This window comes from Stenotrophomonas sp. LGBM10 (assembly GCF_046736075.1).
In the GTDB taxonomy this organism is placed as follows: domain Bacteria; phylum Pseudomonadota; class Gammaproteobacteria; order Xanthomonadales; family Xanthomonadaceae; genus Stenotrophomonas.
This window is the reverse complement of the sequence record NZ_CP177163.1, coordinates 2,052,864-2,067,657: the sequence shown is the minus strand read 5'-3', so window position 1 is coordinate 2,067,657 and position 14,794 is coordinate 2,052,864. Positions and strand designations below refer to the sequence as shown.

The 14,794-nt window shown below is 65.1% G+C and carries 12 protein-coding genes; 6 read left to right on the top strand and 6 right to left on the bottom strand.

Annotated elements, in window-relative coordinates; all coding sequences use genetic code 11:
• The 3 genes from panE to ACLB90_RS08750 form a co-directional block, all read right to left on the bottom strand.
• Positions 1-939: a 2-dehydropantoate 2-reductase gene (gene panE, locus ACLB90_RS08760; RefSeq protein ID WP_411852547.1), complete on the bottom strand. Its 939-nt coding sequence runs from the start codon at positions 937-939 to the stop codon at positions 1-3.
• Positions 940-1,038: 99 nt separating this feature from the next.
• Complete coding sequence (locus ACLB90_RS08755; protein WP_411852546.1) at positions 1,039-1,839, bottom strand: ABC transporter permease; 801 nt, start codon at positions 1,837-1,839, stop codon at positions 1,039-1,041.
• Positions 1,836-2,795, bottom strand: a complete 960-nt coding sequence (locus tag ACLB90_RS08750; RefSeq protein ID WP_411852545.1) for an ABC transporter ATP-binding protein — start codon at positions 2,793-2,795, stop codon at positions 1,836-1,838. Before ACLB90_RS08750 ends, ACLB90_RS08755 begins: the two co-directional genes overlap by 4 nt.
• 101 nt (positions 2,796-2,896) lie before the next feature.
• Here ACLB90_RS08750 and ACLB90_RS08745 point away from each other — a divergent pair, with 101 nt between their 5' ends.
• Positions 2,897-3,646: a ferredoxin--NADP reductase gene (locus tag ACLB90_RS08745; RefSeq protein WP_411852544.1), complete on the top strand. Its 750-nt coding sequence runs from the start codon at positions 2,897-2,899 to the stop codon at positions 3,644-3,646.
• Between the two features lie 232 nt (positions 3,647-3,878).
• On the opposite strand, the gene ACLB90_RS08740 is transcribed toward ACLB90_RS08745, so the two are convergent.
• Entirely contained in the window at positions 3,879-4,223 is a 345-nt protein-coding gene (locus ACLB90_RS08740) for a hypothetical protein (protein ID WP_411852543.1), read from the bottom strand.
• Here ACLB90_RS08740 and ACLB90_RS08735 point away from each other — a divergent pair.
• On the top strand, positions 4,222-4,416 hold the full coding sequence (locus tag ACLB90_RS08735; protein ID WP_411852542.1) for a hypothetical protein: 195 nt from the start codon (positions 4,222-4,224) through the stop codon (positions 4,414-4,416). The two genes, ACLB90_RS08740 and ACLB90_RS08735, sit on opposite strands and share 2 nt — an antisense overlap.
• A 371-nt stretch (positions 4,417-4,787) precedes the next feature.
• Here ACLB90_RS08735 and ACLB90_RS08730 read toward each other — a convergent pair whose 3' ends face one another.
• Positions 4,788-7,364, bottom strand: coding sequence for an RHS repeat-associated core domain-containing protein (locus ACLB90_RS08730; RefSeq protein ID WP_411852541.1), 2,577 nt, complete (start codon positions 7,362-7,364; stop codon positions 4,788-4,790).
• A 20-nt stretch (positions 7,365-7,384) separates the two neighbouring features.
• Complete coding sequence (locus ACLB90_RS08725) at positions 7,385-9,670, bottom strand: hypothetical protein (RefSeq protein WP_411852540.1); 2,286 nt, start codon at positions 9,668-9,670, stop codon at positions 7,385-7,387.
• Positions 9,671-9,956: 286 nt separating this feature from the next.
• Here ACLB90_RS08725 and ACLB90_RS08720 point away from each other — a divergent pair, with 286 nt between their 5' ends.
• The 4 genes from ACLB90_RS08720 (at position 9,957) to ACLB90_RS08705 (ending at position 14,674) form a co-directional block, all read left to right on the top strand.
• Entirely contained in the window at positions 9,957-11,162 is a 1,206-nt protein-coding gene (locus tag ACLB90_RS08720; RefSeq protein WP_411852539.1) for a GGDEF domain-containing protein, read from the top strand.
• 67 nt (positions 11,163-11,229) lie between these two features.
• The gene (locus tag ACLB90_RS08715; RefSeq protein WP_411852538.1) at positions 11,230-12,750 is read left to right on the top strand and encodes an alpha/beta hydrolase; all 1,521 of its coding nucleotides are present in this window, start codon (positions 11,230-11,232) and stop codon (positions 12,748-12,750) included.
• A complete protein-coding gene (locus ACLB90_RS08710; RefSeq protein ID WP_411852537.1) occupies positions 12,747-13,493 on the top strand; it encodes an ATP-binding cassette domain-containing protein in 747 nt (248 codons plus the stop codon). The genes ACLB90_RS08715 and ACLB90_RS08710 overlap by 4 nt, the downstream gene beginning before the upstream one ends.
• Positions 13,490-14,674: an ABC transporter permease gene (locus ACLB90_RS08705; protein WP_411852536.1), complete on the top strand. Its 1,185-nt coding sequence runs from the start codon at positions 13,490-13,492 to the stop codon at positions 14,672-14,674. Before ACLB90_RS08710 ends, ACLB90_RS08705 begins: the two co-directional genes overlap by 4 nt.
• The last annotated feature ends 120 nt before the right edge of the window (positions 14,675-14,794 follow it).

Here is a 14,794-nt window from a genome sequence, read left to right as displayed (position 1 = left end):
TCAGGCGTCGCGCTGGCGCTGGTAGGCCTGCAGGTGCGCATAGGCCACCGCGAGCAGCGGGGCCGGCTGCCCGGCGGCGCGCGCGCGGGCCAGCATGTCGCCAACGATCTGCGCGGCCTCCACCTGCTGGCCGGCCTCCAGATCGCGCAGCATCGACGCCTTGAGGGTCGATCCTGCCTGGGTGGTGGCACCCAGCGCAGCGTCGCGGGCCTTGTCCGGAATCGGCTCGCCGGCCGCGTCGGCCACGGCCAGGCATTCGTCGTACAGCCCGCGCACGATCGCCGCGCCATCATCGGTGGCCACGATCGTGCCGACATCGGCGCGCATCAGGCAGGTGGACGCCGCCAACGTGGTCAGGAAGGTGTACTTGATCCACTGCTCCTGGCCGATCGCATCGCTGGCCACGTGATCCACGTTGGCCTGCACACAGGCAGCGGCCAGCGCCAGTACGCGGGCGCTGCTGCCGGTGCCGTCGCGCTCGCCGAAGGTCAGCTTGGCCGGGGGTGCCAGGTGCAGTACCGCCCCATCGCCGGCCTTGGTCGCGCTGATGAAGCACAGTCCGCCCAGCACGGCGTCACGGCCGAAGCGTGCGTCCAGCGCGGCGTAGTGGCGCAGCCCGTTGAGGATCGGCAGCACCGTGGTGCGTGAGGACATCGCCGGTGCAATCGCCTCGATCGAGCTGTCCAGGTCGTAGGCCTTGCAGCTCAGCAGCACCAGGTCGAACGGCTGCGCCGCCGCCAGCGCGGGCAGCGCTTCGGCGCTGACATGCTGCACCGGGAATGCCGCGTCGCCGAGCGGGCTGCGGATCACCAGACCGTCGCGGTCCAATTGAGCCGCGCGCGCCGGGCGCACCAGGAAAGTCACGTCCACGCCGGCCTGGGCGAGCCGACCGCCGAAATAGCCGCCGGTACCGCCGGCGCCCAACACCAGAATGCGCATCGTTGCTGTTCCTTGTTTTTTGGGAGCCGGCCAGCGGCCGGCACTACGTGTGCTGGGAGCCGGCCAGCGGCCGGCATTACGTGTGCTTTGGGACCGGCCTCAACTACGCATGCCGACGCCACGGCGCAGCAGCCACAGCGCCAGGGCGGTCAGGGCCACCACGAAGCCGATCATCAGCGCGTAGGCCACCCACAGCGGCACGTCGCTGGTGCCCAGCAGGCCGTAGCGGAACGCGTTGACCATGTAGAAGATCGGGTTGGCATGGGTGGCCGCTTCGGCCCACGTCGGCAGCAGCTTCACCGAGTAGAACACGCCGCCCAGGTAGGTCAGCGGGGTCAGGATGAAGGTCGGCACGATCGCCACGTCGTCGAACTTCTTGGCGTACACGGCATTGATGAAGCCGGCCAGCGAGAAGATCGTCGCACCCAGCAGCACGGTGGTCAGCGTCACCAGCGGATGCGGGATGCGCACCGGGGTGAAGAACATGGCGATGATCAGCACGATGATGCCGACCATCAGGCCGCGCAGGACCGCACCGGACACGTAGCCCCACAGGATCACCCAGTTCGGCATCGGGCTGACCAGCAGTTCTTCCACGTGACGGCCGAACTTGGCGCCGAAGAACGACGAACTGATGTTGCCGTAGCTGTTCTGGATCACGCTCATCATCACCAGGCCCGGCACGATGAACTGCATGTAGCTGTAGCCGCCCATCTCGCCCACGCGCGAGCCGATCAGGCCGCCGAAGATCAGGAAGTACAGGGTCATGGTGATCGCCGGCGGCACCAGGGTCTGGCCCCAGATGCGCAGGATGCGCGCCACTTCGCGGCGCACGATGGTCATCAGCGCGATGCGGTTGCGCTGGCCGTCGGTCAGGACAGGCGTGGGGGTGCTGCTCATGCTGCATTCTCCTGGTTGCCGGTGAGGCGCACGAACAGCTCCTCCAGGCGGTTGCTCTTGGTCCGCATCGAGCGCACCCGGATACCGGCGGCGTTCAAGGCTTCAAACACCCGGTTGAGGTCCATCGCACGCGGCATGTCCACGTCCAGCGTGTGGCCGTCGGTGGCGATCAGGGTGGCGCCCTCGATCACCGGCAGCTGCGCGGGCAGCGTGCCGTCGATATCGAACAGGAAACCCTCCACGTCCAGCTTGGCGAGCAGCTCGCGCATCGGGCCCTGGGTGACGATCTGGCCGTGGTTGATGATGGCCAGGTTGCGGCACAGGTGCTCGGCTTCTTCCAGGTAGTGCGTGGTGAGGATGATCGTGGTGCCGGCGGCGTTGATCTCCTTGAGCACGCGCCACATGTCGCGGCGGATCTCGATGTCCACGCCGGCGGTCGGCTCATCCAGGATCAGCAGCCGCGGGCGGGTCATCATCGCGCGGGCGATCATCAGGCGGCGCTTCATGCCGCCGGACAGCGTGCGGCTCATCACCTGCGCCTTCTCCCACAGGTGGGCGCGCTTGAGCTCTTCCTCGGCCATCTTCTCGGCCTCGGCGCGGGCCACGCCGTAGAAGCCGGCGTAGTTCACCAGGATGTCGAAGGGCTTCTCGAACAGGTTGAAGTTGATCTCCTGGGGAACCAGGCCGATCAGCCGCATGGTGGCGCTGCGCGCGCGCACCAGATCGCTGCCGAACACCTCGACCTGGCCCTCGCTGAGGTTCACCAGCGAGCTGATGATGCCGATCAGGGTCGATTTGCCGGCGCCGTTGGGGCCCAGCAGCGCGAAGAAGTCGCCCGGGGCGACATCCAGCGAAACGCCTTTCAGCGCCTGGGTGCCGTTGTCGTACGTTTTGCGGAGGTCGCGCACCCGCAGGGCGGGGGCGGTCGTGGACGCGGGAGTGTTCTGGGAAGCCAAGCTCTTGCCTTCGCGCCCAGGGGCGGCGCTGGATAGGGGCGGGGAGCGGCTATTATAGAAGGCCCCGAGGGCTTGCCCCGGCTACACACTGTCCCGAACACGTGCCTGTTCAATTTCCTCTCAAATTGGTCGACCGGCGGATGCTGGCGCCCACCGTCGGCCACTACCAGTTCCTGCGTGATGACGGCCAGCCGCTGGATTTCCAGCCCGGCCAGTTCATCCAGGTTCACTTCGAGTACGCCGATGGCACCGCCACCAAGCGCAGCTATTCGCTGGCGACCATCCACGACCATGCCCTGGGCGCCGGCGATGCGGTCGACATTGCCGTCAGTTTCGTCCCCGGCGGGGCCGCCACGGCCCTGTTCGAGGGCCTGGACATCGGCGGCCATGTGACCGCCAGCGGTCCGTTTGGGCGGTTCTGCCTGATGCCGGGTGACCACAACGCCCGCTACCTGCTGATCGCCACCGGCACCGGGGTCACCCCGTACCGCTCGATGCTGCCCCTGCTGGCCACCGCCATGCGCGAGCGCGGCGTGGAGGTGGTGCTGCTGCAGGGCGCGCGGACCCCGACCGAGCTGCTCTACAGCGACGACTTCTACGCGTTCGCGGCCGCCCACCCGGGCTTCCGCTACGTGCCGTGCCTGTCGCGCGAGCTGCCGGAGAACCCGCATCCGGATGTCCGCCACGGGTACGTCCAGCAGCACCTGGCCGAGTTCGCGCCGAACCCGGCCACCGACATCGCCTACCTGTGCGGCAACCCGGACATGGTCGATGCCACCTTCGAGGCCCTGAAAGAGGCCGGCCTACCGACCCCGCAGGTGCGCCGCGAGAAGTACGTCAGCAGCAAGTAACACCCGGGCCAAACGGGCGTGCCGGCCGCTGGCCGGCACCTGCCCGAACCGGTGCCCCGCGTACCCCGGCTGCCGCAGGAAATCCCGCCAGACTCCCCCTGAACGTGTCGGATCCATCCGTCCAACCGAAGGCGATCGTGGGCGTCCCGGAAGCGGACCACGAGGGGAAGCTCACCGGGACATTCGTCGAGACTGCCTGCTACCGCAGCCGCGCGTGATCCGGCGGAATGGATCAGATCCCCGGGTGGACACGCAGCAGGCGCCCGGATGTGTCGTAAATGTAGGTCCTGTCGTACCCAATCCCGTACAGACATCTTTCCGCGGGAGTATTGACAGCGAGGGCCACCACGCTCCAGCCATCGTCTTCCTTCGATACGAAAAAGTCGCACGCGCCGCCGCTTTCCGCGCAGTAGTTCTTGGAGTCCCTGCGCGCAGCTTGCAGAATTGCATCTGCTTCCGCCAGATTGGTTTGGTGGAAGCGTACCTTGCCGCCACACTGGACTTTAGGGGGCGGCTCCGAGCATCCGGAAAGCAGAACTGCAGCTGCGAGCAGTAGGGACGTTGTCATTCGTTTCATGGGCGCGATCAATCCTTTCCGTATGTGCTTGGATTTTCCTGCCGTCGCGGTCATCGGGTACCTGCTGTGCGTGGGCATCACGATCGGGCTTTCGCTCCCGCCAGAGGCCATCGTGGGCGCTTGGGAAGTAGACCAGAACGGGAAGCTCACCGGGACATTCGTCGAGAATCCCAACGACCGCAGGCGCACGTGATCCAGGCGGAATGCATCAGATCCCCTGATGGGTACTCAGCAGGCGCCCGGATGTGTCGTAGATGTAGACCCTGTCGTACCCAATCCTGTACAGGCAACGGTCCGAGCGAGTATTGACAGCGTGGGCCACCACGCTCCAGCCATCGTCTTTCTTCGACACGAAAAAGTCGCACGCGCCGCCGCTTTCCGCGCAGTAGTTCCTGGAGTCCCTGCGCGCAGCTTGCAGAATTGCATCTGCTTCCGCCAGATTGGTTTGGTGGAAGCGTACCTCGCCGCCACACTGGACTTTAGGGGGCGGCTCCGAACATCCGGGAAGCAGAACTGCAGCTGCGAGCAGTAGGGATGTTGCCATCGTTCGTTTCATGGGTGCGATCAATCCGTTCCGTATGTTCCGTTGCGGACCTTGGGAAGGAAGTAGTTGACGATGTCATTGATTCTGCTCCGAACCACCTTCTGGCAGGTATCGTCCGTGCAGTTACCGGGCGACAGCTTTCCGTAGAGGCATTGCAGCTCCACCATATGCGCACTCAGCTCGGTCGCTTTCATCTCTTCGTCTGTATCGAACTTCACCAGGCCCTTGGGTCCAATGCCTGGCAGCCAAGACCAGTAGCGGCAAACGGAGGGGTCCGAACGATTTGCATCCCTTACATGACTGTTTTCGTGGGCGAACATGCAGTCGGCAATGCACTCACGCTGGTACGAATCCAGGCGGGCCAGATTGACATAAGGTACGACGGATCCCCCCCTGCAATGGATGGTTCCGTCCGGCCCGGGATCTCCAGGTGCAGGCAAGGGAACTCTGACTGCTTTCAGCCCGAGGGGATCAAACGCACCCGTGGGCATCCCGTTCGCATATGAATACGTGCTGGGCCCTGCGGAGAGTCCGATGGGGTCGCTCTGCGTATAGCGACCGGTGACCGGGTCATACTCACGGAAGTAGTTGTAGTTCAACCCGGTAGCAGCATCGAACTGTTGGCCGGGGAAGCGCATATCGAACCTGAGAGGAACGCCATCCCCATCCGGGTCCTGGTCAGGGGCACTGTTGCCAAAGGCCTCTCCCGCCAGGTCCCAGTTCCAGACGACCGAATTCGTCTCGGGATCGATCAACGTGCGCGGCGTGCCGAGATGATCGGTTTCTATGTAGAACAAGGTGTCGTCCGCGATCACTGCCACGGGGAGGCTATCCATCCAGACGACCTGCTGGATGTCCCGGTTGCCGTCATAGTCGCCCAGCCAATGTCCGGATTCGTCGAAGATGCTATAGCTCTTCGCAACGTCACTTCCGCGGCAAACACGTTCTCCGCGGCCGTTGTAGATGTACTCCATCACGGTGACCGAGTCCCGGTCCGCGCGGCTCATCCGACCGGCCGCGTTGTATTGAAACGCCATGTGGTTGTTGCCAATGGCCACCGTGTTTCCGGCAGGATCGTAGCTTCGGTTGACGCCACCTGCAGCGCTCAAACGATGACTGTCGGCAGGGTATTGGTACGACTGCGTGCCATCAGCGTTGGTGAAACTGGTGCGATTGCCAGTCGCGTCATAGGTGTAGCGCTCAATCGCGGTTCCCGTCAGGCCGTCCTTGAACGCCGTCAACCGGTTCAATCCGTCGTACTCAAACGAAATATCCGTCGATCGGCCGGTTTGGGTGGCATGAAGGGAGCCCAGATTCCCGGCAGCATCCCAACCGAAGGAGAACGTCGTCGCCTCCTGTCCAGAGAAACTGCTGGCAATGGCGATTGGACGATAATTCAGGTCCAGAGTCCGTCGCGTGGACCGCCCATTGCCAAAGATCCACCCTGCAACGGGCCCGAACGGGTGGTGGGAGGCGGAGCCAAGGACGACCTTGCGCGCGCTGCCGTCCTGGCTCACCCCGATCTCAGCGATGCGACCCATCCCATCCCGGACATAGTCCACCTTCAGGCCACCCGGATACGCGATGGAAGAGATGCGCCCCGCACTTGTATAGGCGTAGCGCACGGTGAAGCTGCGACCACTGATGGTCTGCACCTTTCGCGTGAGGTTGCCAAAGCGATCCCGGCAATAGCGGGTTTCGCCACTGCCGTCGGTCATTCGGACCAAGCGGCCGGTTGCGAAGGATTCGAATGGCTCGCAATCGTGTGGCGAAGCATCATAGTAATAACGGACATCCAGGCTGGAATCGCTGTACGTTTTTGCCGTCAGTCGATTCAGTGCGTCGTACTGGAAATAGGTGGTCTGCCCGCGTGCATCCTTCGAAGACAGCGTATTTCCAGCGCTGTCGTATGTGTAGTCGGTCTGGCCTGTGTCAGGACTATTGAGTCTGGTCAACTCGCCGAAGGCATTGTGCTGATAGACGGTCCGCAGGCCCTTCGGATCAACAATCTCGCGCATGTTGTCGTTGGCATCGTAGGTGATGCCAGTAGCGGCATGGATACCGCCCACATCCTGGATCATCTGCGCGAGGCGACCCAGTGGGTCGTAGTCGTTCGTCGCCACACGTCCAAGCGCATCGGTCGAGCTGCTCAGGTTTCCATTGGCGTCGTATGAAAACGAGACGGAAACGCCGGCAGCATCCTGTACGGCATTGATTCTTCCGAGCGTGTCATAGACCCGCGAAAGCGTCCGTCGTCGCGCGCCATCCTCGCCGATCACCTCTTCATTGATGCGTTTGCCCGCGCCATCCAAGGTGTACTGAAGCGTGTTGCCATCGGCATCCACGATCGCCGTCAACCGCTGTGCGCTGTCGTACACGTAGGAGGTAAAGCTGCCATCGGGGAGCGTGGTGCTGCTGGCCAGGCCATTGGGGTAGTACGCCACGCGCGTGACCTGGTCCTCGGCCGCCTGGACCTGCCAGGTCGCCAGCGTGGTCATGCCGATGAGCAGCGCGCAGCACGGTCGAGGCAACCTCAACGACGTGCCCGCCATCTTGCCGGCCACGGCGGAATTCGGATCGTCCTTTTTCCTGGTCATGGTGCTCTGAGCCCTCCTGCTCAATTCGAGCCGCGAACGGCGCGGCTGGTCATGCGTCCGAGCGCATCGTAGGTGAAGTCCGTGACCACGCCGTTGGCATCGCGGATCGTCACGGCACGGCCCACGCCGTCATAGCGCACCGTCTCCGTCGCATGGCCCGCCGCGTTGGTGATCTTCCACAGATCGCCCTTGCGCCAGGCGCAGGCGTCAACGCTGGTCGAGCAGCCCGAGTGGTCAGACGGGTAGTACTCGAACACCGTTACATCCGGGATGTCCGTTCGAGGTCCATCGATCGCCCTGACCAGTCTTTCAAGCGGGCAGACGCCCAACGCGACGTCGGCCGCCGCGCAGTACGTGATCAGTGTCTGTCGGACTCCGGAAGGAGCTGGCGACTGTGATCCGCAGACATAGGATGATGCGTTGCCGACGCCCGGATCCACTTCGCAGACGGCCGAGCGGGCGCCATCGGCCAGGTAGCTGGTTCTCACGGATGAGAGCAGCTGCAAGCTCGAACCGGACGTTGCACCGCTTACGTTTCGTTGCGTCTCACGTCCCAGCGCATCCCGTGTATAGGAAATCCGCCTGCGATCTGCCGACGTCGCGGCCGTCTCGACATCCGTCAGGAATCCGCTGCCATACGTATAGGTCGTTGCCACGCCCAGGCGGTCTGTGCTCCTGACCAGCAGCGCGTCGGCATAGGTGCTGGTCGTCGTGCCTCTCGTGTCACTGATGGACAGGGGGCGACGGTACTGGTCGGCGCTGTAGATGATCGTCCGGGCGCCGAGCCCGTCGGTAACCACGTGGGCCGTGTTCGCGCCGGTGTAAGTCACGGTCGTCGCCTCTACGGCGCCCGAGGCGCTTTCAAGATGACTACCCGTGACCCGACCGTCCGCGTCATAGTGGAATGACGCATAGCGTTGCCCGGTTTCATCGACGATTCCGGTCAACAGGTGCCTGCTGCGGCTGGTCGATCTTCCGGGCTCACTGTACAGGTAGCGTTTGACTCCTCCACCGTGGGACACCAGGGAAAGGTTTCCTTCGCTGTCGTAGCCGTAGTCAATGATCGAGCCGTCGGAGCGTCGAATCCGCGTGAGACGACCGTCCTCGTAGTCGATATACGTGACCCGACCCTGTGCGGTTCGCAGTTGCGACAACAGACCGCCTGAATAGAGCAGGTGGAGGTCGCGCCCCCCATCATTGGCATCGCGAAGCAGGATCAGTCGCCCCGACGCATCGAATTCCCTGATTTCAGCGCCATAGGTGATGCGATATCCGACCAGCGGATTGCCCACTCTTTCAATGACGCGCTCGGGCTGAACGAGGCTGCGGTACCGCGTCGGGCTTGCGGAGACGCTGCCTTCGTAGAATCCATCGGGCGTGATGTATCCAGGCAGGACGTCTTCAATGATGCGATCCGAGAGCGAGGTACTCCAGCCCGGCGAGATGCTTCCCGCATCCAGTTCGGCCAGAGAGTGATAGATGCGGGAGAATGGCCATCCCGAGATCGAGAAATCCGTCTCGACCCGCATCTTGTCGCCGGTGCCGGGGAAGCAGGGATGGGCATTGACCGGGCATGACTCATGTTGCCGCAACGTCACCGTGATCTTGGGAAGCGGGTCACTCGGCACGCACCACGCTGTCCCCTCGATGGGGGGTTTTGCGGCATTGAACGCTATTGCGGTGCCTTTGAACCCCGCCGGGCATCGGTAAACGATCTTCTGGTCGATGGTGTAGAACCAGGTCTTGCTGCCAGATGCTCCACAATCGATCTGATAGTCGGCGCGGCGGAAGGAATCACCAGGGCTTGTGATTCCGCCACCACGAATCACTTCAAAGTGAAAAATGCCGAAGCCGCGACCAGAAACAGTCTGTTCGGTTGCATGTGTGTAGGGATTGACGTAACTGCCCGCCAGGTAAGGGCTGCCTACCTTGCACTCCTTGGGGCGGTAGACACCCCGATTCCACATGGAGTTCATGGCCTGCTCTTCGGTAGAGCAGGTCTGTGGGTAAAGGGGGTTGTCGCTTGAACAGTCGGGCATCGCGCCGTCGAAGCTCGTCGATGCGTAAGAGGTATAGAACGCCTCAGGCCGCTGCGCTTCCACCCGATACTTCAGGGTATAGGTCCTGTCGGACTGCAGCGGTGTTCTACCATCAGGCTGGAGCAGTGACCCATACGCCGAGTCCGCCCGCATCAGCGATTCCGCCTGTGACAGGTCTGGAACGCATGAGGACTTGTAGCAGTATGAGGACTGTTGCCCAACGGCCGCCCCAGAGAACAGCAGCAGTCCCCCGCCGGCCAACAGCATCGTCCAACCAATGCCTCGCATTTCGCATCTTCCATGATGACGGCCACAGCCGCAGAGAATTGGCCAGCCAGGCATGGGTGTCAAGCAGGGCTGCCGACCGGTCTTCGATCCCCCGGTGCATGCGCGGTGTCGAGGCTTGCCTCGCTGTTCAGTCGGATAGCCGCTCTGCGGCCAGCGACGCCATCGTCGGTGCCAGATGCCTGCGGCAGCCCCACGGTGTGTATCGCCGCCGGCCAATGGCCGGTTCACGCTAAGATGCGCGCGCCGCTCTGGCGCGCGAGGCTGCATGTCCCTGGATTTTCCTACCGTCGCCGTCATCGGGTACCTGCTGTGCGTGGGCATCGCGATCGGTTTTTCGCTGTTGCTGCTGGTGCTGCGCGGCCAGCCGGTGCTGCGCCTGTGGACGCTGAGCCTGTGGCTGCTGGCGGTGAGCGTCACCCTACTGGGCCTGCGCGCGCAGCTGCCGCAGGTGCCGGCGATCCTGCTCGGCAATGCCACCATCGCCGGGTCCGGCGTGCTGATGCTGTGCGGGGTGGCCCGCCACCTCGATTACCGGCTGCCGCTCTGGCAGCCGCTGGCGCTGGCCACGTTGTTCATGGCCAGCATCACCGTGTTCCTTGTTCCGTTCCCCAGCCTGGCGATCCGGCTCGACGTGTTCAGTCTGTTCGCGGTGCTGCTCAATGGCTGGATGGGCTGGCTGCTGCTGCGGTACGCGCCCGACACCCAGCGCACCAGTTGCCGGCTGGCCGCCGCCGTGTTCGCCGCCGAAGGTGTGGTGTACCTGGTCCGGCTGTTCCTGCCGGTGGCGCCGGACGCGGGTGAGGACATCCTGCGCACCGGCTCGCCGATGTTCCTGACCTACATCGCGGGCGTGATGCTGGAGCTGGCCCGGTGTTTTGCGCTGGTCCTGCTGCTGGTGGAGCGGATGCTGATCGACCTGCGCCGGCTGGCGCGCACCGACGGGCTGACCGGCCTGCTCAACCGCCGCGCCGTGCTGGCCGATGGCGGCGCGCTGCTCGCCGCGTGCCGGCAGCAGCAACGGCCGCTGGCGCTGCTGCTGCTGGATGTGGACCACTTCAAGCAGATCAATGACCGCTGGGGCCATCTGGCCGGCGACCATGTCCTGCGCAACTTCGCCGACGTGCTGGCCGCCGCCGTGGCCGACCACCCGCATCTGCTGGGCCGCTATGGCGGCGAGGAATTCGTGCTGCTGCTGCCCGATCTCTCGCCCCAACAGGCGCTGGCATGGGCCGACCGGCTGCGCGGCCGGCTGCAGGCGGCGCCGGCGCACCTGGGCAGCGCAGCGGTGCCGGTCACCGCCAGCATCGGGGTGGCGGCCGACACCGGCCAAGGCGATCTGGCCGGGCTGCTGGCTGCGGCCGATGCGGCGCTCTACCAGGCCAAGGCCGACGGCCGCGACCGGGCGGTCGGCCCCCGGGCGGAAGGCGAGGCATGCCCTGTGGCCGTCGCCGTCGGCGCGGCGTCCGTGTAAGTTGAGTCACATCCGCCGCCCGGGTTCGTCGTGGTGGCAAGACTTTCAACAAGGGGAAGCAGGGAAGATGTCCAGGAAACAGTTGAGGCTGGCCGGGGTGCTGGCCGTGGCCTTGTGCGCCGGCTGCAATGCGCCCGCGCCGGAAACCGCGCCAGACGGCAAAGGCGCCAGCCGTAGCTACGGCACGCTTGCGTTCACGCCCTGCACGCTGACCAGCGCGCAGGCCAGTGCCAACGTTGAAGCCCAGTGCGCGACGTTGCAGGTGCCGGAGAACCCGGCCGCGCCCGACGGCCGCAGGATCGGCGTGCACATCGCCTGGCTGGAAGTGGCCAACCAGGGCGCCGGCAAGACCGATCCGGTGTTCTTCCTCGCCGGTGGCCCCGGCCAGGCAGCCACCGAAGTGGCCGCACCGATCAACCAGGCCCTGCGCGAGGTGCGCAAGCAGCGCGACATCTTCCTGATCGACCAGCGCGGCACGGGCAAGTCCAACCCGCTGACGTGCCTGGGCGCGGACGGCAAGGAGCTGCCGCTGGACGAAACGGCCGCGCCCACGCCGGCCCTGATCGCCGACTACGCGCAGCGCTGTGCCGCATCACTGAAGGACCGTGCCGATACGCGCTTCTACACCACCACCGAGGCCATCGGCGATCTCGACGCCGTGCGCGCCGCGCTGGGCGTGGACAAGGTCAACCTGGTCGGCGGTTCCTACGGCACGCGTGTCGCCCAGCATTACGCCGCGCGCTACCCGCAGCACACCCGCACCGTGGTGATCGACGGCGTGGCGCCCAACGACCTGGTGGTCGGCGGCGACTTCGCCAACACCTTCGAAGACGCCATCGCCCTGCAGTCGGCACAGTGCCGCAAGGATGCCGCCTGCGCCAAGCGCTTCCCGGTGGATACCCGCACCCAGCTGCGCAACGTGATGACCACGCTGGCCACTGCGCCGGTCCAGGTGGAGTACCGCGATCCGGGCACCGCCGAGGTCAAGACCGACGTGCTGACCGCCGACACCGTGACCGGTCTGGCGTTCGCGTTCTCGTACATGCCCGAGCTGTCCTCGCTGTTGCCGGTGGTGCTGGACGAAGCCGGACACGGCCGCTATGCGCCGCTGATGTCGCTCAGCCGGTTGGCCGGGCGCAGCCTCGGTGTACAGATGAACCGCGGCATGCAGTGGTCGGTGATCTGCGCCGAAGATGCCGACCGCTACCAGGAACCGGCGGCCGCCGACCGCCTGCTGGGCCCGGATGTATCGCGCATGTTCTTCGCGGCCTGCCCGGTATGGAACGTGGGCACCCGCCCGAAGGACTTCACCGCGCCGTTCGCCTCGCCGCTGCCGGTGCTGCTGCTGTCGGGCCAGTTTGATCCGGTCACGCCGCCGCGCTACGCCGAACAGGTGCTCAAGCAGCTGCCCAACGGTCGCCACCTGCTCGCCAAGGGCCAGGGCCACGGCACCATCAACGCCGGTTGCATGCCGCGCCTGCTGGGCCAGTTTGTGGACAGCGCGGACGCCAAGGCGCTCGACGCCAGCTGCCTGGACGCACTGAGCCCGGTGCCGGCCTTCACTTCGTTCAACGGATGGGAACCATGATCGTCGCCGACAACCTGCACAAGGCCTTCAAGACCAAGACCGGCCTGATCAAGGCCGTCGAAAACGTCGGTTTCCAGGCCGAAAACGGCCACATCACGGGCCTGCTCGGCCCCAACGGCGCCGGCAAGACCACCACCATGCGCATGCTGTACACGCTGATGACGCCCGACCAGGGCCGGGTGATGGTCGATGGCATCGATGCCGCCAAGGACCCGGTGGCCGTGCGCCGCCAGTTGGGCGTGCTGCCCGATGCGCGGGGCGTCTACAAGCGCCTGACCGCGCGCGAGAACATCGCCTACTTCGGCCAGCTGCACGGCATGAACGCCGCGCAGATCCGCGACCGCACCAAGGTGCTGTCGCAGGCGCTGGACATGGAAGACATCCTGGACCGCCAGACCGACGGTTTCTCGCAGGGCCAGCGCACCAAGACCGCCATCGCCCGTGCGCTGGTGCACGACCCCCGCAACGTCATCCTTGATGAGCCCACCAACGGGCTGGACGTGATGACCACCCGCGCACTGCGCGGATTCCTGCGCGGGCTGCGCGAAGAGGGCCGCTGCGTGATCTTCTCCAGCCACATCATGCAGGAGGTGGCCGCGCTCTGCGACCACATCGTGATCATCGCCAAGGGCACGGTCATGGCGGCCGGCAGCGCCGATGAGCTGCGCGCACAGACCGGGGAGACCAACCTGGAAGATGCCTTCGTCAAGGCGATCGGTTCGGAAGAGGGGTTGCACGCATGAGTTCGTTCGCTACGTTGTGGATCGTGATGCGCAAGGAACTGCGCGACCTCTCGCGTGATCGGCGCACGCTCGCGCTGACCCTGCTGCTCGGGCCACTGCTGTACCCGCTGCTGTTCCTGGGCATGGGCAAGCTGGCGGAAAGCCGGGTCAAATCGCAGATCGACAAGCCGCTGGAGATCGCCACGATCGGTGCCGAACATGCCCCGAACCTGGTGCGCTTCCTGGCTGCGCAGGGGCTCAACACGGTGGCGGCACCGGACGACCTGACCACTGCCATCCGCGACCAGAAGATCGACGTCGCCCTGCGCATCTCGCCCGGGTTCGCCAAGGACTGGGAAGCGGGACGCCCGGCACTGGTGGAGATCGTCAAGGACAGCACGCGCCGCAGTGCCGACATTCCCAGCTCGCGTCTGGAAGCCGCATTGGGCGGATACAGCCAGCAGGTGGGCGCGTTGCGTCTGCTTGCCCGTGGTATCGATGCCCAGGTCGCACGGCCGCTGGACATCGCGACCCAGGACATGGCCACCGCCGAAGCCAAGCGCGGTCTCCTGCTGTCGGTGCTGCTGCCGCTGCTGCTGATCATCACCTCGTTCCTGGGCGGCGCCTACCTGGTGATGGACACCACTGCCGGTGAGCGCGAGCGACAGTCGCTGGAGCCGTTGCTGGCCACGCCGGCGTCGCGCAGTGCCATCGTCAGCGGCAAGATCACCGCCGCCTGTGCGGTGGGCATGGCTTCGCTGCTGCTCACGCTGCTGGCCTTCAAGCTCAGCGCGCAGCTGTCCACCACCGGCCCCGGGCGTCAGCTCAACATGGGCTTCCTGCCGATGATGCAGATGCTGCTGATCATGACGCCGATGCTGTTCATCGGCACCTCGCTGCTGACCTTCCTCTCGGCGGCCGCCAAGAGCATGAAGGAAGCGCAGAGCCACATGACCTGGCTGATGCTGCTGCCGATGCTGCCCAGCTATGCCTTGATGGTGTACCCGCTGAAGAGCGAACTGTGGCAGTTCGCCGTGCCGTTCCTGGCCCAGAACCAGATGCTGCTCAAGATCATCCGCCACGAAACCATCAGTGCGCAGATGTGGGGCGTGTACCTGGCGGCCGGCTTCGGCCTGGCGGCTGTGCTCTGGATTGCGGCCATTCGCCGCTACCACCAGGAACGGTTGGCGATCTCGGGCTGATCGTGCGGCGCGCGGTGCGATGGCAGCAACGCCATCGCACCGCGCACGATGATGTTCTGGACGTGCCGGTCGGCCCCCGACGGTGGACCGGATACGTTTGCAATAGGCGGCATCGATTCG